At 67.0% G+C, this 20838-nt stretch carries 18 protein-coding genes; 13 read left to right on the top strand and 5 right to left on the bottom strand.

Annotated elements, in window-relative coordinates; translation table 11 throughout:
* Window positions 1-63 precede the first annotated feature (63 nt).
* The 3 genes from B0I00_RS07685 to B0I00_RS07675 all read left to right on the top strand — a co-directional run bounded on the left by B0I00_RS07685 (window position 64) and on the right by B0I00_RS07675 (window position 3802).
* Window positions 64-723, top strand: a complete 660-nt coding sequence (locus B0I00_RS07685) for a M23 family metallopeptidase (RefSeq protein WP_100867151.1) — start codon at window positions 64-66, stop codon at window positions 721-723.
* Between the two features lie 227 nt (window positions 724-950).
* Window positions 951-2510 (top strand): acyl-CoA synthetase, encoded by a 1560-nt coding sequence (locus tag B0I00_RS07680; RefSeq protein WP_100867150.1) that lies wholly within the window; start codon window positions 951-953, stop codon window positions 2508-2510.
* Entirely contained in the window at window positions 2507-3802 is a 1296-nt protein-coding gene (locus B0I00_RS07675) for a cytochrome P450 (protein ID WP_100866801.1), read from the top strand. The genes B0I00_RS07680 and B0I00_RS07675 overlap by 4 nt, the downstream gene beginning before the upstream one ends.
* A 60-nt stretch (window positions 3803-3862) precedes the next feature.
* Here B0I00_RS07675 and B0I00_RS07670 read toward each other — a convergent pair whose 3' ends face one another.
* On the bottom strand, window positions 3863-4852 hold the full coding sequence (locus tag B0I00_RS07670) for an LPXTG cell wall anchor domain-containing protein (RefSeq protein ID WP_100866800.1): 990 nt from the start codon (window positions 4850-4852) through the stop codon (window positions 3863-3865).
* 268 nt (window positions 4853-5120) lie between these two features.
* On the bottom strand, window positions 5121-6005 hold the full coding sequence (gene galU / locus B0I00_RS07665; protein WP_100866799.1) for a UTP--glucose-1-phosphate uridylyltransferase GalU: 885 nt from the start codon (window positions 6003-6005) through the stop codon (window positions 5121-5123).
* A 103-nt stretch (window positions 6006-6108) separates the two neighbouring features.
* Here galU and murA point away from each other — a divergent pair, with 103 nt between their 5' ends.
* Complete coding sequence (murA, locus tag B0I00_RS07660) at window positions 6109-7392, top strand: UDP-N-acetylglucosamine 1-carboxyvinyltransferase (RefSeq protein WP_100866798.1); 1284 nt, start codon at window positions 6109-6111, stop codon at window positions 7390-7392.
* Here the strand turns inward: murA and B0I00_RS07655 are convergent.
* The 3 genes from B0I00_RS07655 to B0I00_RS07645 form a co-directional block, all read right to left on the bottom strand.
* Complete coding sequence (locus B0I00_RS07655; protein WP_100866797.1) at window positions 7389-7631, bottom strand: ribbon-helix-helix domain-containing protein; 243 nt, start codon at window positions 7629-7631, stop codon at window positions 7389-7391. The genes murA and B0I00_RS07655 overlap by 4 nt on opposite strands.
* 98 nt (window positions 7632-7729) lie before the next feature.
* Window positions 7730-8452 (bottom strand): acetoacetyl-CoA reductase, encoded by a 723-nt coding sequence (gene phbB, locus B0I00_RS07650; RefSeq protein WP_100866796.1) that lies wholly within the window; start codon window positions 8450-8452, stop codon window positions 7730-7732.
* 103 nt (window positions 8453-8555) lie between these two features.
* Complete coding sequence (locus B0I00_RS07645) at window positions 8556-9320, bottom strand: hypothetical protein (protein WP_232730162.1); 765 nt, start codon at window positions 9318-9320, stop codon at window positions 8556-8558.
* Between the two features lie 279 nt (window positions 9321-9599).
* Here B0I00_RS07645 and B0I00_RS07640 point away from each other — a divergent pair, with 279 nt between their 5' ends.
* The 9 genes from B0I00_RS07640 (at window position 9600) to B0I00_RS07600 (ending at window position 20836) form a co-directional block, all read left to right on the top strand.
* A complete protein-coding gene (locus B0I00_RS07640) occupies window positions 9600-10064 on the top strand; it encodes a DUF3576 domain-containing protein (RefSeq protein ID WP_100866794.1) in 465 nt (154 codons plus the stop codon).
* A 49-nt stretch (window positions 10065-10113) separates the two neighbouring features.
* Window positions 10114-12654, top strand: a complete 2541-nt coding sequence (gene leuS / locus B0I00_RS07635; RefSeq protein WP_100866793.1) for a leucine--tRNA ligase — start codon at window positions 10114-10116, stop codon at window positions 12652-12654.
* Window positions 12651-13151 (top strand): LPS assembly lipoprotein LptE, encoded by a 501-nt coding sequence (gene lptE / locus B0I00_RS07630; RefSeq protein ID WP_100866792.1) that lies wholly within the window; start codon window positions 12651-12653, stop codon window positions 13149-13151. Before leuS ends, lptE begins: the two co-directional genes overlap by 4 nt.
* Window positions 13148-14200, top strand: coding sequence for a DNA polymerase III subunit delta (holA, locus tag B0I00_RS07625; RefSeq protein WP_100866791.1), 1053 nt, complete (start codon window positions 13148-13150; stop codon window positions 14198-14200). The genes lptE and holA overlap by 4 nt, the downstream gene beginning before the upstream one ends.
* Window positions 14201-14314: 114 nt before the next feature.
* Window positions 14315-15748, top strand: coding sequence for a sugar transferase (locus B0I00_RS07620; RefSeq protein WP_100866790.1), 1434 nt, complete (start codon window positions 14315-14317; stop codon window positions 15746-15748).
* A gap of 145 nt (window positions 15749-15893) precedes the next feature.
* Window positions 15894-16361 (top strand): hypothetical protein, encoded by a 468-nt coding sequence (locus tag B0I00_RS07615; RefSeq protein ID WP_100866789.1) that lies wholly within the window; start codon window positions 15894-15896, stop codon window positions 16359-16361.
* A 161-nt stretch (window positions 16362-16522) separates the two neighbouring features.
* Entirely contained in the window at window positions 16523-17911 is a 1389-nt protein-coding gene (locus tag B0I00_RS07610) for an O-antigen ligase family protein (RefSeq protein WP_157812499.1), read from the top strand.
* Window positions 17908-18603, top strand: coding sequence for a polysaccharide biosynthesis/export family protein (locus tag B0I00_RS07605; protein ID WP_100866787.1), 696 nt, complete (start codon window positions 17908-17910; stop codon window positions 18601-18603). Before B0I00_RS07610 ends, B0I00_RS07605 begins: the two co-directional genes overlap by 4 nt.
* Window positions 18604-18613: 10 nt before the next feature.
* Window positions 18614-20836, top strand: coding sequence for a GumC family protein (locus tag B0I00_RS07600; protein WP_232730161.1), 2223 nt, complete (start codon window positions 18614-18616; stop codon window positions 20834-20836).
* The last annotated feature ends 2 nt before the right edge of the window (window positions 20837-20838 follow it).

The following is a 20838-nucleotide window of genomic DNA, read 5'->3' as shown; positions in this document are numbered from 1 at the left end:
GTCGCCACTTCAATTCTTGCCAAGGCTCGCAACGTTGCTGGCGCATTCGCCGCTCTTGCCACCATGGCTTTCACAACCCCGGCGCTGGCCAACAGCAGCGCTGCAGCCGATGTCAACGCCACGCTGCGCGCCGCCCAGCCGGCCAAGCCGCAGGCCCAGGGCGATGACGAATTCCGCCGCCTCTTCTCGAACTGGAAGTCGCTGGACAAGGCCAGCGTCACCGCGGTGACCGCGGCTGCCGCCACCAGCTTCCGTCCGCGCGGCGTTTCGGTTCCGTCGCGGATGCCGGTCATGGGCGCGGCCCTGACCAGCTCCTATGGCATGCGCATCCACCCGGTTCTTGGCGGTCGCCGCGCGCACAACGGCATCGACCTCGCCATGCCGACCGGCACCCCGGTCTATGCCACTGCCGACGCCGTCGTCAGCAAGGCCGAACGCTTCTCCAGCTATGGCCTCTACGTCGCGCTCGAACACGGCGGCGAAATCCAGACCCGTTACGGCCACCTTTCGCGCATCGCGGTCGGCGCTGGCCAGCAGGTCCGCAAGGGCGACGTGATCGGCTACGTCGGTTCGACCGGCCGCTCGACCGGCCCGCATCTGCATTACGAAGTCCGCGTCAACGGCCTCTCGGTGAACCCGGTTCCCTATCTGCAGGGCGATGGCCAGCCCGCCCCGCAACTCGCGATCACCGATCGCGGCCCGATGGGCGACGGCGAAGAATAAGATTTCTCGGTCAATGTCCGCGACCGGGCACAGACCCGGAGCGGTTTCAGCTTCGGGAGAGTGCTGAAAGAGGGGGCGGCGCAAAAGCGCTGCCCCTTTTTTCGTTGCCACGACACGCCCCCGGGCAAACTTTCTCTCCCCGCCCTGCGTTTTCTCTTTGCGGGCATTTAATCGATTGGTTAAAACGCTCCGCAAGCGGCACGATGGCCGCGGTGGAGAGACCGTTCATGCATCCAGCCAGCCACGCCAGGACCAATCCCGACAAACCCGCCATCATCATGGCCGGTAGCGGCGAGGTGGTGACCTATGGCGAGCTCGACCGCCGATCCAACCAGGTCGCGCAACTTCTCCGCGCGCGCGGTATCGGCGTGGGCGATACGGTGGCGATGTGCCTTGAAAACCATCCCTGGTTCTTCTGCCTTGCCTGGGGCTTCCAGCGCGCCGGGGTCCATTACGTGGGCATTTCGAGCCGGCTGACCGCACCGGAGATCGCCTATATCCTCGAGGACAGCGGCACCAAGCTGCTGTTCGGATCGGCCCACGGCGCCGCCGTCCTCGACGAGGTGGCGCGCATTGCACCAGATGTCCCGCAATTGCGGCTCGATTCCCCCGGACCGCTCAGTGCCGAGGACGCCCTGGCCGCCATGCCCGCCACGCCGATCGCCGACGAGCGCGCCGGGGTCGACATGCTCTATTCCTCGGGCACCACCGGCCGGCCCAAGGGGGTCAAGATCCCGCTGCCCGACGATCCGGCGATCGACCAGACCAACGTCCTCGTCCAGCTGGCCATGGCGGCCTACGGGATCGGCCCGGATGCGGTCTATCTGTCCCCTGCCCCGCTCTATCACGCCGCGCCGCTGCGCTGGTCGATGACCGTGCACAAGATCGGCGGCACCGTGGTGGTGATGGAGAAGTTCGACCCGGAAGCCGCGCTCGCCGCGATCGAGAAGTACAAGATCACCGACAGCCAGTTCGTGCCGACCCACTTCGTGCGGATGCTCAAGCTGCCCGAGGAAGTGCGTGCGAAGTACGACGTTTCCTCGCTCAAGTGCGCGATCCACGCCGCCGCTCCGATCCCGGTACCGGTCAAGCAGGCGATGATCGACTGGTGGGGACCGGTCCTCTACGAATACTACGCCGGGACCGAAGGCAACGGATCGACCTTCATCACCAGCCAGGAATGGCTGGCCAAGCCCGGATCGGTCGGCCGTGCGCTGTCGGGCGTGCTGCACATCTGCGACGAGAACGGCGACGAGGTACCGCGCGGGACCGAAGGCCAGGTCTTCTTCGAACCGAGTGATCCCACCCTGCCGGTCTTCGAATACCACAACGATCCGGTGAAGACCGCCGAAAGCCGCAACAAGCACGGCTGGTCGAGCCTGGGCGACGTCGGCTACATGGACGAGGACGGTTACCTGTTCCTGACTGATCGCAAGAGTTTCATGATCATCTCGGGCGGGGTCAACATCTACCCGCAGGAGATCGAGAACCTCCTCGTGACCCATCCCAGGGTGGCCGACGCCGCCGTCATCGGAGCGCCCGATCCCGACATGGGCGAACGTGTGGTCGCCGTGGTTCAGCCGCTCGACATTGCCGAGGCCGGGCCGACCCTCGCCGCCGAGCTGACCGACTACCTGCGCGGCCAGCTCAGCGGGGTAAAGATGCCGCGCCAGATCGATTTTCGCGAGCAGCTGCCGCGCGAATTGACCGGCAAGCTCTACAAGCGGCTGCTGCGCGACGAATACAAGGCCGCCTATGAACAGGCCCAGGTGGGAGCTTCCGCATGACCACGACGACCGTACCCGTCGCCAGCCGCGAGGATGCGCTGGCCGTCATCGACCCCAACTCCTATGCGGACTGGGACAAGGCGCTCGACACCTTCGACCGTCTGCGCCGCGACACGCCTGTCGTCCGGATCGACAGCCCTGACGGCGAGTTCGATTCCTTCTGGCTGCTGACCCGGTACGAGGATGCCATGCGCGTGTCGAAGGACAACGCCCACTTCCTGAACGCCCCGCGGCCGAGCGTCTTCACCAGCAAGCAGGGCGAGGAATTCGCCCGGCAGATCACCCGCGCGCAGGGTGATGAAAGCCCCAACCTCGTCTCATCACTCGTCGCGCTCGACGCGCCCAAGCACCCACAGCTGCGCCGCCTGACGCAGGAATGGTTCATGCCCAAGAACCTGCGCACGATCGAGGCGGCCGTGCGCGAACTGGCGGCCAAGACCGCGGACCGGTTCGTCGCGGCCGGGCCCGAGGCGGATTTCGTTCCGCTTGTTGCCGCACCCTATCCGCTCCACGTGGTGATGCAGATCCTGGGCGTGCCCGAAGAAGACGAGCCGCGGATGCTCTTCCTGACCCAGCAGATGTTCGGCGGACAGGACGAGGAGCTGAACAAGTCGGGCCTGGCCAACCTCAGTCCCGAGCAGATCTTCCAGATCGTGACCGGCGCCGTTGCCGATTTCGAGGCCTATTTCGAGGGCCTGGCCGCCCAGCGCCGCGAACATCCGACGACAGACGTGGCGACGCTGCTCGCCAACGCCGACATTTCGGCGCGCGACAGGGCCGGATACTACATCATCGTTGCCGCCGCCGGACACGACACCACCAGCGCATCGACTGCGGGCGCCATGCTGGCGCTGGCCAGGGATCCCGAGCAGTTCGCCAAGGTCAAGGCCGACCGCAGCCTGGTCCCGGGGATCGTCGAGGAAGCGATCCGCTGGACCACCCCCGTCCAGCACTTCATGCGCACCGCGACCGAAGATACCCAGATCGGCGACGTCACGATCAAGGCCGGCGACTGGCTGATGATCAACTATGTCGCGGCCAATCATGATCCGGCGCAGTTCGACAACCCGCGCAAGTTCGACGCAACGCGCGAGGCGAACCGCCACATCGCCTTCGGGGCCGGCGCGCACCAGTGCCTTGGCCTGCACCTTGCCCGGCTGGAAATGCGGCTGCTGTTCGAGGCCCTGCTCGACCGCATCGACAGCGTCGAGCTTGCCGGTGAACCGCGCCGCGCCAAGAGCACTTTCGTCGGCGGGCTTAAGACACTGCCGCTGCGCTTTTCCGCGTGCTGATACGGCGAAGCGCCGCCGCCCCGAAAGGCGGCGGCGCCTCTGATAAACCTTCGCCAGCTGTCAGGCGAAGGCGGGTTCGCGACCCGTGTCCGCATTCTGCGACGGACGATACTGGCGGAAATCGAACGGCTGACCGGCCTTTTCCTGCAAGCGCTGTTCGCGACCCTGGAGGATCAGACGGGCACGGCGGCGTCGCGCCTTGGCCGTCCGGAACGGGTTGGCCGAGTCAGGCTGCGCCGCAACCATCTCTTCGACCAGCTTGTGGCGGTCCGAGCCACTGGGTACCGGGCCATCCGCCAGGCTTGCCTGGGCTACCGGCTCGGCCCGCTGGGCGGCCGACCGTTCGGCGACCATGGCGGCACCCGCGGTGGGGGTCGCAAAGGTCATCACCGGGCGGTCGGCAACCGCGGTCGTTGCCGCCGGGCCGGCCACAGCCGGGCGGACCGGACGCGGCGGGACCGGAGCACGATATTCAGGTTCGTAGGCGCGCTCGTCTACGATTGCGGTGCGACGGCGGCGGCGGGTGAGCAGGAACAGGCCGCCGGCACCAAGCGCGGCCAGCATGCCGCCCAGCGCAAGCGCCTCGAGACCGCGTCCAGTATCGGGCTGCGCGGCAGGCATCGGATCCGACGCAACCGGCGCCGCAACTGGAGCGGCGGCAATGGCCGGTGCGATCCCGGTTGCCGCGTCCGGCCCTGCGCTCGGGGGAGGGAGGGTCTGCACAGGGCTGGACGCGACAGGAGCGGCGGCGGCGGTCGTTCGGGCCACCGGAGCCGCACGGGGCGCTGCTGCCGGAGCAGAGCGCGACGAAGGAGCAGAGGTCGTGGCCGTCGTGGCGACCGGAGCGGCCGTGGCAGGCGCTTCGTCAGGGAGAACGATCGGAGCGGACTGGACGACCGGTTCCGATACCACAGTCGGTGCAGGAGCCACGGCCGGGGCCGGATCGGCCGGCGCGGCGTCTTGCGCCAGCGCGGGAAGTGGAGCGAGGGCGAGGGCCGCAACAATCGCGGCGAAGGCCCGGGGCGAGTGCTTGATGTTGGTCTTCGTCATGCCGTCCAAAATGTTCGACTCGGCCGAACCGTTCCATCTTGACACGTGCCTTTTGGGACCAGCCGAGGCTCTTCCTTCGACGAGTTGAGATCGCCTGTTACTTTATTTCACTCGCAGTTTTCGGAAGTTATACGGACGAACTGCCTTGGTTAATCGGGCAGAAAGGGTTGGTTCAACTGCCGTTTATCTCTCCCATCGCCCACGTGACGGAACGCCGCGATTCTGCAACGCCTCGTCGGCGGGGCGTCTTCAGGCCCGGCCGGATCGTTCAATCTCCTAGAAGGCGCCGGGCAATGCTGCGCACCTCGTCGGCCAAGTCCTCGCGCTCGAGCGCAATGGCCAGCGTCGCCTCGATGAAGCCGGTCTTGCTGCCGCAATCGTAACGCTTGCCGGCAAAGGTTACCGCGTGGAAAGGCTGCTGGCCGATCATCCGGGCCATCGCGTCGGTCAGCTGGATCTCTCCGCCGGCGCCCGCCGCCTGGCCTTCCAGCACGCGCATGACTTCGGGCTGCAGGATGTAGCGGCCCGAGATGATCAGGTTCGACGGCGCCTCTTCGCGCGGGGGCTTTTCGACCAGGCCTCTGACCTCGGTCAGCGAACCGCGACGCGCGCCGGGATCGATCACCCCATAGGACGACACCTCCTCGGGCGGCACTTCGAGGACCGAGATCAGGTTGCCGCCCACCTCGTCATAGGCTTCGACCATCTGCTTCATGCAGCCGGGCTTGCCGATCATCAGTTCGTCGGGAAGGAAGATGGCGAAAGGTTCGTCGCCGACGATCGCCCGCGCGCACCAGATCGCGTGGCCGAGGCCCAGAGGAACCTGCTGGCGCACCGCGACGAGATTGCCTGGCTCGATCCTGGTCGGCTCGAGGATGGCAAGCGACTTGTCGCGCCCGGCCATGGTCGCCTCCAGCTCGTAGGCATGGTCGAAGTGCTCGACGAGGGCGGTCTTGCCGCGCCCGGTCACGAAGATCAGCTGATCGATACCCGCTTCGCGCGCCTCGTCGACCGCGTACTGGATCAAGGGACGGTCGATGATCGGCAGCATTTCCTTCGGGATCGCCTTGGTGGCGGGAAGGAAGCGCGTGCCCATTCCCGCCACCGGAAAAACGGCCTTGCGGATCGGCTTGCGGGTAGTCGTGGCGGTCATGCGCAGCCCTTAGAGCGGTCGTGTTGCAGCGTGGTTAAAGCGGTTTCCACCACCGCGCGCAACGTTCGGTTGAAGCGGCGCAAAATCGCGCTACACGGCTGAAATGGACAAGATCATCATCGCGGGCGGCAAGCGCCTTTCGGGCACCATTCCCATCTCGGGCGCGAAGAACGCTGCCCTGACCCTGTTGCCCTGCGCGCTTCTGACGGATGAACCGCTGACCCTCAGGAACCTGCCGCGGCTCGCCGATATCGACGGCTTTCAGCACCTGATGAACCAGTTCGGCATCTCGACCACCATCGCCGGATCGCGCCCGTCCGATTTCGGCCGGGTAATGACGCTCGAAGCGCCGCGCATCACCAGCACGGTCGCGCCTTATGAGCTGGTGCGCAAGATGCGCGCCTCGATCCTGGTGCTGGGCCCGATGCTGGCCCGGATGGGCGAGGCGACCGTGTCGCTGCCCGGCGGCTGCGCGATCGGCAACCGCCCAATCGACCTGCACCTGAAGGCCTTGGAAGCGATGGGCGCCACGATCGAACTGGCGGCTGGCTACGTGAAGGCGATCGCCCCCGACGGCGGCCTGCCCGGCGGCGACTATTCGTTCCCGGTCGTCTCGGTCGGCGCGACCGAGAACGCGCTGATGACGGCCGTGCTGTGCAAGGGCCGCACCGTGCTGCACAACGCCGCGCGCGAACCCGAGATCGTCGACCTGTGCAACCTGCTGGTCGCGATGGGCGCGCAGATCGAGGGCATCGGATCGAGCGACCTCGTCATCCACGGCGTGCCGCGCCTTCACGGCGCCACCTACCGCGTGATGAGCGACCGGATCGAAGCCGGCTCCTATGCCTGCGCCGCGGCGATCACCGGGGGCGAGGTGTTCCTGAAGCACGCCGTGATCGGGGAAATGGATGCGACCGTCCACGCCCTGCGCAACGCGGGCGTGCAGGTCGAAGCGAGGAACGACGGCGTCCACTTCGCCGCCGATGGCAAGCTCAAGGCGGTCAACGTCTCGACGGCGCCCTACCCCGGCTTTGCCACCGACATGCAGGCGCAGCTGATGGCCATGCTGTGCCTTGCCGAAGGCACATCGGTGCTGACCGAGACCATCTTCGAAAACCGCTACATGCACGTCCCCGAACTGAACCGCATGGGCGCGCATATCGAAACCTCGGGCCGCACCGCCATCGTCCACGGGGTGAGCAAGCTGACCGGCGCCGAAGTCATGGCGACCGACCTGCGCGCCTCGATGAGCCTGGTCATCGCCGGTCTTGCCGCCGAAGGCGAAACGCAGGTCCATCGCCTCTACCACCTCGATCGCGGCTACGAACGGCTCGAAGAAAAGCTCGCCCTGGTCGGCGCGCAGATCGAGCGGGTTGGGGGCGACTAGGCGAACCTGGCGGCGAGCCACCCGACGAGCCACAGCCGTACCGCGCTCGCGAGGCCCGGCGGAACCGGCGCCTTGATCCGCTCCGCATCGATCCGCGCGACCAGCGCGTTGATCGGCACGTTTTCGACCGCTGCCGCCTGCTTGAGCAATTCCCAGAACAGCGGCTCAAGGCTGATCGAGGTCTTGTGTCCGGCGATTTCGACCGAGCGCTTGCGCGGGGGGTGGTAGGGCGTGGTCATGGTGCCCTCCCTTTAGCCGAGAGGCTGGCGACGGCAAAGCCGCCGCCGTGACGTCAGACGCGATCGGCGAACGGTGGCGATCGGCGCCTCGGCCCGCCTCAATACATGTGCTGGCCGCCGTTGATGCTCATCGTGGAGCCGGTCACGAAGGCGCCGTTCTCGCTCGTCAGGAAAGCGACGCCGCGGGCGATTTCCTCGGCCTGGCCAAGCCGCCCGACCGGGATCTTGGCGACGATCTTATCCAGGACCGGGGCGGGCACGGCCGCGACCATATCGGTATCGATATAGCCGGGCGCGATCGCGTTGACCGTGACGCCGTACTTGGCGCCTTCCTGCGCCAGAGCCTTGGTGAAGCCGTGGATGCCCGACTTGGCGGCGGCATAGTTGACCTGGCCGTACTGGCCGGCCTGCCCGTTGATCGAGCCGATGTTGACGATCCGGCCCCAGCCGCGTTCACGCATGCCCGGGAAGGTCGCCTTGGCCATGTTGAAGCAGCCGCCAAGGTTGATCCGCATGACCTCGTTCCAGTCGTCGAAGCTCATCTTGTGGAGCACGCCGTCGCGCGTGACGCCGGCGTTGTTGATCACGATGTCGATCGGTCCGTACTCGGCAGCGATGTCGTTGCAATTGTGGATGCAGGCCTCGTGGTCGCCGACGTCCCAGCGCACGGCGGGAATACCCGTGCGTTCGGTGAAGGCGCGCGCCTTTTCATCGTTCCCGCCGTAATTTGCGACAACCTGGTGCCCCTGGCGTTGCAGGCGCAGGCAGATCGCCTCGCCGATACCGCGGGTGCCCCCGGTTACAATCGCCACTCGCGCCATGTCAGTCCTCTCCCACCGGTGATTCCGTAAAGGAACTCTAAGCAGCGCAAAGTGCCGCGGCAAGCGCCGCGCATACGAAAATAGTCCAATGCTGCCGCGTTGATCAGAACTTGATCTGCGTGCCGACGTAGACCGCCTGGTTGTCCTGCTTGCCGTCGACCAGCGGATCGATGCGGTTGCGTTCCGAAGAATAGCGCACGCCCGCCGTCACGTTCATGCTGCGCGACAGGCGGTAACTGCCGCCAAGGTCCACGGTCTGGTCGCTGCCCTGTCCTTCGAGCGTGCGCGGACTGCGGCCGGCACGGTCCTTTTCGTCCAGTTCGATCCGCGGCGCGAACCGGGACGGATCGGACGCCGCTCCGCCGCGGATGCTGTAGGCGGCAAGATCGGGCATATCGATCCGGCTTGCATCGCTGACCCCGTTCTGCGCGAAGGACTTGTAGCCGCGCGTCGCCTTGAGGCTGTAGGCTGCCGGCGCGATGCTGATCGCGCTGGCCTGGCCCGCGCCGGGCGAAGGCGCGCGCACGACGATCGGCCGATTGGTTGGCGCGAACAGGCGCACCGCGACGGTCAGCGACCGGTCCATGCGGGTCGGCGTGGCCGCTGGCGTGAAGCGGAATGTGCGGCCCTGCGACAGCGCGCGCACAGTGATCGAGCGTGCCAGCCGCGGATCGACTTCGGCCGCGCGAAACCCGGACGGCACCACCGGTTCGACCACGACCGGCTGGAGATCGAGCCGCGTCGAGAGGGCCAGCACGGCGCTTGGCAGGGCGAGCAGCGTCACGGTGCCGGCCAGCAGCAACGCCGCCGCTCCGCCCCGCTTCCTGACCTGATCGCTCGTCTCGGCCACGGCCGACACACTCCTCATTCTTGCGGTCCACCATGTCCTGACAGAATCGTCCGACGCAGTTTCGGCGCGATGGCCCGGCTTGCCAAGCTCAATCTTCGCCGCCTGCCGGCTCGTCCTGCCCGGCGCGGCGTTAATTGCCCGTGAACCGGGCGCCGCGCCATTCACGGTCGGTTCACGCCCTGGACCTCTTTTACCAGCGGCAAAGCGCACTTGCCGCACCGGCCGCCTCGTCTATAGAGGCTGCGACATGCGCGGGCGCTCCTCGCGGCGACTATTGTGACAGGACCTGGAACGACGATGAACGGCAGCACCCTTACCGGCACTACCTCTCTAACCCGCCTGGGCCGCGCCGGTCTGGTCGCCCTGGCCGCGCTGTCGCTGGCGGCCTGCGGCGGCAACAAGGATCGCCCCAAGGCCGATCTCGCTGCATCGCGGATCACCACCATCGGGGTCAATTCGTACCTGTGGCGCGCCAGCCTCGAAGCGCTGAGCTTCATGCCGCTGCTCCAGACCGACAGCAACGGCGGCGTCATCGTCACCGACTGGTACGCGAACCCCAATAACCCGAACGAGCGGATGAAGGTCACGGTCACGATCCTCGACCAGGACCTGCGCGCCGACGCGCTGCGCGTCGCCGCCAGCCGCCAGGTCAACCAGGGCGGCCAGTGGACCGATGCGCCGGTTCAGGCCGCGACGATCCAGAAGCTGGAAGACGTCATCCTGACCAAGGCCCGCGACCTGCGCCGCTCGGGCATCGGCTAATTCCCGATCCACGCTTGCGTGGCAGCACCGAAAAGCTAGAGGGACGGTCATGACCGACAGTCCTGCCGTACCCGTCCGTTTCGATCCCGCCGCCGCCGATCCGCGCTGGCAGGCGGTGTGGGACGAGCGCCAGTCGTTTCGTGCCGACGATGCCAGCACGAAGCCGCGAAGCTACGTGCTCGAGATGTTTCCCTATCCGTCGGGGCGCATCCACATCGGCCACGTGCGCAACTACACCATGGGCGACGTGCTGGCCCGCTACAAGCGGATGACCGGGCACGAGGTGCTGCACCCGATGGGCTGGGACGCTTTCGGCATGCCGGCCGAAAACGCCGCGATGGAAAAGGGCGTGCACCCCGGCGGCTGGACCCGCGAGAACATCGCCAACATGAAGGCACAGTTGAAGCGCCTCGGCTTCGCCCTCGACTGGAGCCGCGAACTCGCGACCTGCGATCCCAAATACTACGGGCACGAACAGGCGCTGTTCCTGGACATGTACAAGGCGGGGCTGGTCTACCGCAAGGAATCGGCGGTCAACTGGGACCCCGTCGACATGACCGTGCTGGCCAACGAACAGGTGATCGACGGCAAGGGCTGGCGCTCGGGCGCGGTCGTCGAAAAGCGCAAGCTGAACCAGTGGTTCCTCAGGATTACCCAGTTTGCCGACGAACTGATCGAAGGGCTCGGCAGCCTGGATACCTGGCCCGAAAAGGTCCGGCTGATGCAGGAAAACTGGATCGGTAAGAGCCAGGGCCTGCGCGCCACCTTCCGCTTCGTCGACAGCAGCGACGGGATCGAGGTCTATACCACCCGGCCCGATACGCTATTCGGCGCCAGCTTCGTCGCGATCGCGGCCGACCATCCCTTTGCCCAGGAAATCGCCGCAACCTCGCCCGAACTGGCTGCTTTCATCGCTGACTGCAAGCAGGGCGGGACAACCGCGGCGGAACTGGAAACCGCCGAAAAGAAAGGGTTCTTTACCGGCTATTCGGTCGAACACCCGCTCAAGAAGGCGTGGCACCTGCCGGTCTATGTCGCCAACTTCGTGCTGATGGACTATGGCACAGGCGCGGTGTTCGGCTGCCCCGCGCACGACCAGCGCGACCTGGATTTTGCCCGCAAATACGACCTGCCCGTCACCCGTGTGGTGGCCGAAGGCGACGAAACCAGCGCGGCGTTCCGCGGCGACGAGGCCTACACCGGCCCGGGCCGCATCGTGAATTCGGAATGGCTCGACGGGATGAGCGTCGATGCCGCCAAGGCCGACGTGATCGCCAAGGCCGAGCATGACGGCTGGGGCCAGGCCGAAACGCAGTACCGCCTGCGCGACTGGGGCGTGAGCCGCCAGCGTTACTGGGGCACGCCCATTCCCTTCGTCCACTGCGGTGCCTGCGGCGTGGTGCCCGTGCCCAAGAGCCAGCTGCCGGTGGTGCTGCCCGAAGATGTCGATTTCTCGGTTCCGGGCAACCCGCTTCTCCGCCATCCGACCTGGCGCCACGTGCCGTGTCCCAAGTGCGGCGAGCCGGCTGAGCGCGAGACCGATACGCTCGACACGTTCGCCGATTCGTCATGGTACTTTCTGCGCTTTGCCAGCCAGCCCGGCGATGCCCCGTTCGATCCCGAAGTGGTCAAGAAGTGGCTGCCGGTCGAGCAGTACATCGGCGGGATCGAGCATGCGATCCTGCACCTGCTTTACGCCAGGTTCTGGACGCGCGCCTTGGCGCACATCGGCCTGATCGAGGTGAAGGAACCCTTCGCCAGCCTGTTCACGCAAGGCATGGTCACGCACGAAACCTATTCGCGCGACGAGGACGGTCGCCCGGTCTATTTCAGCCCGGATGAGGTCGTGCGCGGCGGGGACGGCGCGACGCTGAAGGCCGATGGCCAGCCGGTCGAGATCGGCAAGGTCATCAAGATGTCCAAGTCGAAAAAGAACGTTGTCGATCCCGACGACATCATCGCCCAGTACGGCGCCGATGCGGTGCGCTGGTTCATGCTGTCCGACAGCCCGCCCGAACGCGACCTGCCGTGGTCCGAAGCGGGGATCGAAGGCTGCGCCCGCTTCGTCCAGCGCCTGTGGCGCCTGTTCGGCCAACATGATGCCGCCGCCAGCGGTGAGGACAAGGCGCTGGACCGTAAGCGCGACCAGACCGTGGCAGCCGTTGCCGCCGATATCGAGGCGCTGGGCTTCAACAAGGCGGTGGCGCGCATTTACGAGCTGACCAGCGCGACCGAAAAGGCCGCGCCTACGGCCAGCCGCTCGGCCGCGATCCGCACCCTGCTGCTGCTGGTCGCGCCGATGATGCCCCATCTGGCCGAGGAAGCCTATGCAAGCATGGGCCTGACCGGCATCGCCGCCGACGCGGTGTGGCCGCCGGTCGATCCGGCATTGCTGGTCGAAGACGAGGTGACCATCGCGATCCAGGTCCTGGGCAAGCTGCGCGACACCGTCACCGTTGCCAAGGGCCTGCCGCGCGACGAGCTCGAGGCGCTTGCCCTCGCTTCGGACAAGGTGCAGCGTGCGCTCGATGGCAAGGAAATCAAAAAGGTGATCGTCGTGCCCGACCGTCTGGTCAACCTCGTCGCATGAGGCGCGCGTTCGCTATCGTTTTGCCGCTGGCCCTGGCGGCCTGCGGCCTCCAGCCGATGTACGCCGGCGGCGGTAGCGGTGCGGTGGCCCAGGGGCTGGCCGGGATCAGCGTGTCGCCGATCGAGGGACGCGCCGGCTGGCTGATGCGCAACGCGCTGAACGACCGGCTCCACCCGGCCGGCACTCCGGGCGCCGCGCGCTACCGCCTCGACGTGCGGCTCGACGACAAGCTCGAGGGGCTCGGCATCCTGTCCGACGACACCGTCTCGCGCGAGCGGCGCACACTGCGTGCGCGCTACCAGCTGGTCGATACCACCAGCGGCGCAATCGTGATGGACGCGACCGCCGGATCCGACGCCGGAATCGACGTTGTCAGCAGCGAATACGCTACCATCGCTGCCGAGCAGACGGCGCTCGAAAACCTGTCCAAACAGGTCGCCGACCGGATCGTATCGCGCATCGCGCTGCAACTGCGCGAGGCCGCCCCGGCCCGATGAAGGCCACCCAGAAGGACTTCAAGGGCCTTGCCCTGCGCGCCGCGCGCGAGGCGCGGGTGTTCTTCTTCTGCGGCCCTGACGATTCGGGCGCGCAGGATGCCGCCGAAACCATCGCCGGCCTGCTGCCCGAAGCGGGTGAACGGGTTGAACTGGCCGGCAGCGACCTGCGCAAGGATCCCGTGCGATTGGGCGACGAGGCGCGCTCGACCTCGCTGTTCGGCGATGCCCGGCACATCTGGGTGCGCGCCAGCGGCGACGAGGTCCACGACGCGGTCGAGACGTTGCTGGCGGGCGAAGCGGAGGCATGTCCGGTGCTGATCGTCGCCTCCTCGGCCACCGACAAGTCGCGCACGGCAAAGCTGCTGGCAAACCGTCCCGATGCGCTGGTCGCCATGTTCTATCCGCCGGATCTGCGATCGATGGCCGACACGGTTCGCACCATGGGCGATGCCGCCGGCCTGCGCCTTACCGGCGAACAGGCCGAACGCATCGCCCGCACGGTCGCGCTCGACAGCCGCCTCGCCCAGTCGGAAGTGACCAAGCTGGCGCTCTACCTCGACGCGAGCAAGGAGGCTCCGCGCACCGCCGACAACGCGGCGCTCGACGCGGTGACCGCCGGCACCGACGACGACGGCTTCATGAGCCTGGTCAACGCCGTCCTCGCGGGCGAAACCGCCAAGGTTCCGGGCGAGCTTGCCCGGATGCGCGAACTGGGCCTGAACCCGGTTGGCCTGCTGCTGGCCTTCGAACGCCGCGCCGCGCAGCTTGTCCAGCTGGCCGCAAAGCTGGGACCAAGGGGCAATCCGGTCGAGCTGATCGATGCCGAAAGCCAGGCCCGCCGCGTATTCTGGAAAGACAAACGCGACCTCATCACGCAATTGAAGGCCTGGCGCGGACGAAAGCTGGCCCGCCTCGTCGACCGGCTGATCGACCTTCATCGCCAGCTGCTGGCCAACAGCCAGAACGCCGAACTGCTGTTGTCGCAGGGACTTGCCGACATTGCGCGGGCGGCCGCGGCACGGCCAGGCGGGGCCAGACGCCGCGACTGATCGAGGCAACGGTCGATTGCCCGTTGCGCAACGCGAGACATCGGCTAAGTATTTGTCCTTAAGTAGATAACCTGGACGATGGGCCGGGTGCCAACAAGGGCATTTTCGGTCGCGATGCCAGCAACCCAACCAACTGTTCTGCAACGCTTAGATCGCGCCGGGCCGAACCTCGCCGCAGCGGCAGAACCGCTCGGCCGTGCACCGCCGGTACTGCCCCGCGCGCTAGAGCGCCGCCGCATCCAGGCCTACCTTGCGCTGATCGTCGCCGACCTTGTCGCCCTGTTCGGCGGCTTCGTCACCGCCGGGTTCCTTTACCTCGGACCGCGTGGGATCGAACAGGCGGGCCTGCTGTCGCAACTGCTGGTCCCGGTCTTCCTGACCATTGCCCTGTACAACGGTGCCTATTCGATGACGGCGCTCGAATCGGCCCGACGCGGGTCCTGGCGGGCAATCCTCGCGCTGGTGCTGTCGGCGGGCGCGGTCGTGTTCATCGCGTTCTACACCAAGTCGAGCACCGAGTTTTCGCGCGTGCTCTTCACCATCGGCGTCATCCTTTCCGCGCTCAGCCTGACGTGGATGCGCACGCAGATGCGCGCCTTCGTGCGCTGGCGCTGCGGACCGCGCATCGTCAACGAACTTGTCATCCGCGACGGCGGCCCGGCGGTGGCCCTGCCCGGCGCCCATTGCCTCGACGCGCGCGAGGCGGGTCTCTCGCCCGACCTCGACGACCCGGCAGCGTTGAACCGCATCGCCCAAGCGATCCAGACCGCCGACCGCGTGATCGTGAGCTGCCGGCCCGAACGGCGTCTCGACTGGGCCATGGTGCTGCGTTCCGCCAATGTCTCGGGCGAGGTTCTGGACGAGGCGGTCGCCGCGCTTGGCGCCAACGGCGCACGCCTTGCCGGCGGCCAAGGCTGGTTGCGCGTGTCCGTCGGACCGCTGGGTCTGCGTGCCCGCGCGGCCAAGCGTCTGTTCGACATCGCCGTTTCGGCCTTCGGCATCCTTGTGCTGATGCCGCTGCTCCTTGTCGTCGCTGCCGCGATCCTGATCGAGGACGGGCGCCCGGTGTTCTTTGTCCAGCGCCGGGTCGGGCGCGGCAACCGCTTCTTCGACATGATCAAGTTCCGCTCGATGACCATCTGTTCGACCGATTCGCACGGCCTGCGCTCCGCCACCCGCGAGGACGAGCGGATCACCCGCGTCGGCCGGTTCATCCGCCGCACCAGCATCGACGAACTGCCGCAGTTGTTCCACGTCCTGATGGGCCGGATGTCGATGGTCGGCCCCCGCCCCCACGCGCTCGGTTCGCAGGCCGGGGACAAGCTGTTCTGGGAGGTCGACGGGCGATACTGGCAGCGCCATGCCCTCAAGCCGGGCATCACCGGACTGGCCCAGGTGCGGGGCCTGCGCGGCGCGACCACGCACGAGGCCGACCTGCAGGACCGGCTCGACGCCGATCTGGAATACGTCAGGGACTGGTCGCTGCTGCGCGACGTGGCGATCATCCTGCAGACACTTTCGGTCCTGCGGCATCACAACGCTTACTGAACCGCCGCGACCGGGGCCGAAAGACCGTCCGGTGATGGCAAATCCGCCACAACATCCGGAACTTTTGGCACTTTATCCGGTTTCGCGTGGACTAGGCATGGCTACCTATGCTAGCCCCCGCTCGAATTGACGGAGTCACCGCATCGTGAGCACGCAGATCGTTTCAGCACTTGCCGCATTCGGACTGATCGGGGCGGGCGTTGCCGGCGCTGCCGAAACCCGCGCGATGAACGCCGTGCCGATGATGACCTCCATGGCCGGGGCCGGCCAGGCCGCCAACGTGTGCCGGGTCGACGTGGTTCGCACCGGCACTCCTGGCGCTGCCGACGTAAGCCGCGCGGTTGGGGCGGACGGCGCTTGCGTCTGCACTGTCACGACCGGACCCGTCCCGTCGAATGGCTCGGCAGAGGAAATCGTCAAGGCCCTGCTGCGCGAACGCACCTGCGACGCTGCGCCGCTGACCTCGTCGACCGGCGCCAACTCCGGCGTGGGTGAAGCCGTTTCGACGGCGGCGACCTCGGGCGGCGGCAGCGGAGCCGTCATTCCGGTCCTCGTCGGCGCCGTGGGTGCGGCCGGGCTGGCCGTCGCCTTGAGCAAGGATTCGAAGGGCTGAGGCTCGTCGCGCGATCCGCTTAAAAAGGCCCGCAACGCGCGTTGCGGGCTTTTTTGTGCGCCAAACCGCGACCATCGAGCGATTGCCGCTTTGCCTGACGCAGAAAATCTGCAGAGTCCCGGATCGAGACAACAGAATGCGGTCGGGGACTGGACGCCATCATGCACGCTGCCGGACTTAGGTCATTGGCCCGTCAGGGCTGGCTGACCGCTGCCGCCGTGTTCGGCGCCATCCTGCTCGGCGGGGGCGGCTCTCCGGCACCTTTCCCGGAAATCCTGCTTCAAGTCCTCGTGGCGCTGCTGGCGCTGGCCTGGTGGCTGTCGGGCGACGATGACAACCCCCGCGCGGTGCCGCGGGTTGCCATCCTCCTCGCCGGCCTGATGATCTCCGTTCCGTTGGTGCAGTTGATCCCCCTGCCCCCGGGGATCTGGCATGCCCTGCCCGGCCGGGAGACGGCTCGCGAAGCTCTCGCCCTGGTCGAGCGCGAAAACGAATGGCGGGCGCTGTCTCTTGCGCCGGCACGGACGCTGGCCGCCCTGCTTGCCGTGATCCCCGCCGCGCTCGTCCTGGTCATGGTCGCTGCTTCGGGACGGGCCGCGCGCTTCCGGGTTGCCGGCGCACTGGCGCTGGGCGGGCTTGCCACGGTCTTGGTCGGTGCGGCGCAGGTGTCGCAGGGTGCCGGCGGAGCCATGCGCTTCTATATCCCGGATTCCGCTGCACTCGACGGCTTCCAGGCAAACCACAACAGCACGGCCGACGTCCTGCTGATCGCCCTTGTCGCCGCGATCGTCGTGGTTCGCGATGCCGCATTGCACGGCGGCAGTCTGCCCAATCGCCGCAGCGTGGTGCTGAGCCTGTCGGGCGCCATCGCTCTGGTGCTGTCGATCGCGGTGATCCTGACAGCATCGCGCACCGGCATCGTGCTCCTGCCCCTGGCCCTGATCGCCTGCGCCGTGTTGCTGAAGCCGTGGCTTGGCCTGACCCGCCGGACCGCGGCCATTTCCGTCGTCGCGGCTGCGCTGGCAGCAAGCCTCGCGGTGATCGGCGCGACACGTATCCAGGTGTTCGACCGTGTCGAGGCGCGCTTTGCGCTGGGGCGCGACATGCGCCCCGACCTGTGGCGCGACAGCCTGTTCACCGCGCAGCAGGCATTTCCGGTCGGCTATGGCATGGGCAATCTGGTGCCCGCCCTGCTGGCGGGAGAACGCCTCGAAGTGGTGCGCGAAACGATGCCCAACCGCGCTCACAACGAGATTCTTGAACTGGCAGTCGAGGCGGGAGCCATCGGCCTCATCGTCTGGGGCGTGATTGCGGCCGCGCTGGTCACCGCGGCCCACCGGGCACGCGCGGTGGCACCGGCAAACGCGCGCGCGCTGGCCTTGGCCGGGGCCGCATGCCTGGCGCTGCTCGCCCTGCATTCGCTGGTTGATTATCCTTTTCGTTCCATGTCATTAGCGATCGCGGGTGCAGCCTGTGCGGGGTTCCTGCTGCCGCCGCGTGGTTCGGGGTTCCGGGCGGTCCGCTCGATTAAAGGTAACGAAGAACGATGACGAGCAAGGCTGCTCTTGCCCTTGCAGCGCTGGCTGCACTGGTTCTGTCCGGATGCGATCGCAGCGGGCCCAACCTGCTGCCGACCGGTGCCGCCGCCGCCGACCTGTTTCCGGTGCGCGCCGCGGCGGCCACCGAGGACGAGGTCCTGCGCGTGGGCGACCGACTGGCAATCCGCGTGCTGGGCGAGCCGGAACTGACCTCCGACCTCTACCGGGTCGACGGCAGCGGCAACGTCCAGGTTCCGCTTGCCGGCGAGATCCCCGCCGCCGGGCTTCGTCCCGCCGAACTGCGCGAGGAACTGACCCGCCGGCTGGGCAGGCGCTTCATCCGCAATCCGCAGGTTGCCGTCATCGTGACCGAGCGCAACAAGACCACCTTCGCGGTCGAAGGCAACGTGCGCGAACCCGGCGTGTTCGAGGCCACGCCAACCACTACGCTGATTTCGGCGATCGCCCAGGCCAAGAGCCCGACCGAAACCGCCAGCCTCGACGAGGTGATGGTGTTCCGCATCATCAACGGCCAGCGGGCCGGCGCGCGGTTCAATCTCAAGGACATCCGCCGCGGCAACGCCCCGGACCCCCAGATCCTGGCCGGCGACACCGTGGTGGTGGGCAATTCGGCATTGAAGGGCGCCTGGCGCGAATTCCTCCAGGCCGCACCGGCGTTCAACCTCTTCTACATCTTCCGCTGAGGACAGCTTCGTGGCGACAAACCTTCCGGCCGACAGCTTCCATCACGCGCACGGCCATCACGACCCGGCCGACGCGGCAGCGCTGTTCGGTCCAAGCCGCGCCGCCTTCGACCTGCGCTACCTGCTGGCACTGGTGCGCAGCAACATCTGGATGATCCTGGGCGTGATCGCGGCTGCGCTTGCGTTGGCGCTGGTCGCCACCCTGCTGCAGACGCCACGTTACACCGCCACCTCGACGATCCAGATCAACGACCAGAGCGAACGGGTCCTGGGCAACCGTGACGACAGCACCAACCTGACCAACGGCAGCAGCTGGGATACCGAACGGTTCCTCAATTCGCAGACCGAGATCCTGCGCAGCCGCGGACTGGCCCAGCGCGTCGCGCAAAGCCTCAAGCTGATCGGCAATCCGGCGTTCTACAAGGCGCAGGGTATCGACACGCCGCCGACGGCGCTGACCGCCGAGGAGCAGCGCAATCTGACCGCCGGCCTGCTGATCGCCGGGCTGACCATAGAACTGCCGCGCGATTCGCGGATCGTCACGATCGGCTTCGAAAGCACCGATCCGGAAATGGCCGCCCGGGTCGCCAACGCCTATGGCAACGAGTTCATCCAGGCCAACCTGCAGCGCCGGTTCGACAGTTCGTCCTACGCGCGCGGCTTCCTTGCGCAGCAGCTCGACGAAAGCCGCCGAAAGCTCGAAGCCTCGGAGCGTGCGCTCAACGACTACTCGCGCGCGGCCGGGCTGATCCGCACCCAGCCCACCTCGACAAGCGGCTCAGGCGGGGACACCAGCGGCAGCGGTGGCTCGGTCACGACCTCGAGCCTGCTGCAGATCAACGCCGCAGCGAACGACGCGATCGCGCGGCGCATCCAGGCGGAAGCGCGCTGGCGTGCCGTGTCGGGCGTGCCGCTGCTTGCCTCGACCGAGGTCATAGCCAACCCGTCGGTTGCCGCGCTGGTCGCGCAGCGGGCGCAGATCCAGGCAGCGCTCGAACAGGACCGCGCCACCCACCTGTCGGACTATCCATCGGTGCGGGCAAAGGAATCGGAACTGGCAGCGATCACCGCCCAGCTGACCCAGGCCGCGCAGAACGTACGCAACGCGGTGCGCAGCGAATACCAGTCCGCTCTGGCAGCCGAACAGCAGCTCACCGCGCAGGTCGGCCAGCTCAAGAACGCGACCCTTTCGGAACAGGACAAGACCGTCCAGTACAGCTTGCTTTCGCGCGAAGCGGAAACCAACCGTCAGCTCTACGAAGGGCTGCTCGAACGGTACAAGACGCTGAACGCGGTCGCCGGGGTCAGCCTCAGCAACGTCAACATCATCGACAAGGCCGAAGCCCCGGATGGGCCATCGTCGCCTAAATTGCTCAAGAACCTGCTGATCGGCTTGATTGTCGGATTGGGCCTTGCCGGCGCGCTCCTCTTCGTCCGCGACCAGTTCGACGATTCGATCCGCGTTCCCGAAGACGTCGAAACCAAGCTCGCCCTGCCGCTCCTGGGCGTGATTCCCAAGGCCCAGGACGGCGACCCCAAGACGGCGCTTGCCGATCCCAAGTCGCCGATGTCGGAAGCCTACAACTCGCTGCGCGGCTCGCTGCTCTATTCGACGACCGAGGGCCTCCCGCGCGTGATGCTGGTCACCAGCGCCCAGCCGTCCGAAGGCAAGACGACCAGCAGCCAGGCAATTGCCGCAGGCTTCGCCAGAATGGGCAAGCGCGTGCTGCTGATCGATGCCGACATGCGCCGCCCGTCGCTGCATCGGCGCACTGGCATCGACGGCGACCGCGGGCTGTCGACCCTGCTGACCTCGCACGAACCGCTGGCTGCCGCGATCGTCCCTTCGGGCAACGACAATCTGTCCTTCCTCATGGCCGGCCCGGTTCCGCCCAGCCCGACCGAGCTGCTTTCGACCGCGCGGATCGAACAGATCCTCGAGGAAGCGGCAGCGGCCTACGACGTCGTGGTGATCGACAGCCCGCCGATCCTCGGGCTGGCCGATGCGCCGCTGATCTCGGCCCTGGTCGACGGGGTGGTTTTCGTGGTCGAAGCCGATCGTAACCGGCGCGGCTCGCTGAAGACCTCGCTTCGCCGACTGCGCGCGATGCGGCCGTTGCTGCTGGGCGCGGTCCTGACCAAGTTCGATCCGCTCAAGGCAGGCAACCGGTATTCGGAATACTACGGCTACGACTATTACCAATACGGTTCCGACCGCAAGGATCACGCCTGACC

This window comes from Novosphingobium kunmingense (assembly GCF_002813245.1).
GTDB classification, from domain to species: domain Bacteria; phylum Pseudomonadota; class Alphaproteobacteria; order Sphingomonadales; family Sphingomonadaceae; genus Novosphingobium; species Novosphingobium kunmingense.
Note: the sequence above shows the minus strand (reverse complement) of the source record. Positions and strands in the feature narration are given on the sequence as shown.

Coding starts and splice junctions, on each gene's coding strand:
- B0I00_RS07685 (WP_100867151.1), top strand. CDS start 64: ATGGCTTTCACAACCCCGGCGCTGGCCAACAGCAGCGCTGCAGCCGAT.
- B0I00_RS07680 (WP_100867150.1), top strand. CDS start 951: ATGCATCCAGCCAGCCACGCCAGGACCAATCCCGACAAACCCGCCATC.
- B0I00_RS07675 (WP_100866801.1), top strand. CDS start 2,507: ATGACCACGACGACCGTACCCGTCGCCAGCCGCGAGGATGCGCTGGCC.
- B0I00_RS07670 (WP_100866800.1), bottom strand. CDS start 4,852: ATGACGAAGACCAACATCAAGCACTCGCCCCGGGCCTTCGCCGCGATT.
- galU (WP_100866799.1), bottom strand. CDS start 6,005: ATGACCGCCACGACTACCCGCAAGCCGATCCGCAAGGCCGTTTTTCCG.
- murA (WP_100866798.1), top strand. CDS start 6,109: ATGGACAAGATCATCATCGCGGGCGGCAAGCGCCTTTCGGGCACCATT.
- B0I00_RS07655 (WP_100866797.1), bottom strand. CDS start 7,631: ATGACCACGCCCTACCACCCCCCGCGCAAGCGCTCGGTCGAAATCGCC.
- phbB (WP_100866796.1), bottom strand. CDS start 8,452: ATGGCGCGAGTGGCGATTGTAACCGGGGGCACCCGCGGTATCGGCGAG.
- B0I00_RS07645 (WP_232730162.1), bottom strand. CDS start 9,320: ATGAGGAGTGTGTCGGCCGTGGCCGAGACGAGCGATCAGGTCAGGAAG.
- B0I00_RS07640 (WP_100866794.1), top strand. CDS start 9,600: ATGAACGGCAGCACCCTTACCGGCACTACCTCTCTAACCCGCCTGGGC.
- leuS (WP_100866793.1), top strand. CDS start 10,114: ATGACCGACAGTCCTGCCGTACCCGTCCGTTTCGATCCCGCCGCCGCC.
- lptE (WP_100866792.1), top strand. CDS start 12,651: ATGAGGCGCGCGTTCGCTATCGTTTTGCCGCTGGCCCTGGCGGCCTGC.
- holA (WP_100866791.1), top strand. CDS start 13,148: ATGAAGGCCACCCAGAAGGACTTCAAGGGCCTTGCCCTGCGCGCCGCG.
- B0I00_RS07620 (WP_100866790.1), top strand. CDS start 14,315: ATGCCAGCAACCCAACCAACTGTTCTGCAACGCTTAGATCGCGCCGGG.
- B0I00_RS07610 (WP_157812499.1), top strand. CDS start 16,523: ATGCACGCTGCCGGACTTAGGTCATTGGCCCGTCAGGGCTGGCTGACC.
- B0I00_RS07605 (WP_100866787.1), top strand. CDS start 17,908: ATGACGAGCAAGGCTGCTCTTGCCCTTGCAGCGCTGGCTGCACTGGTT.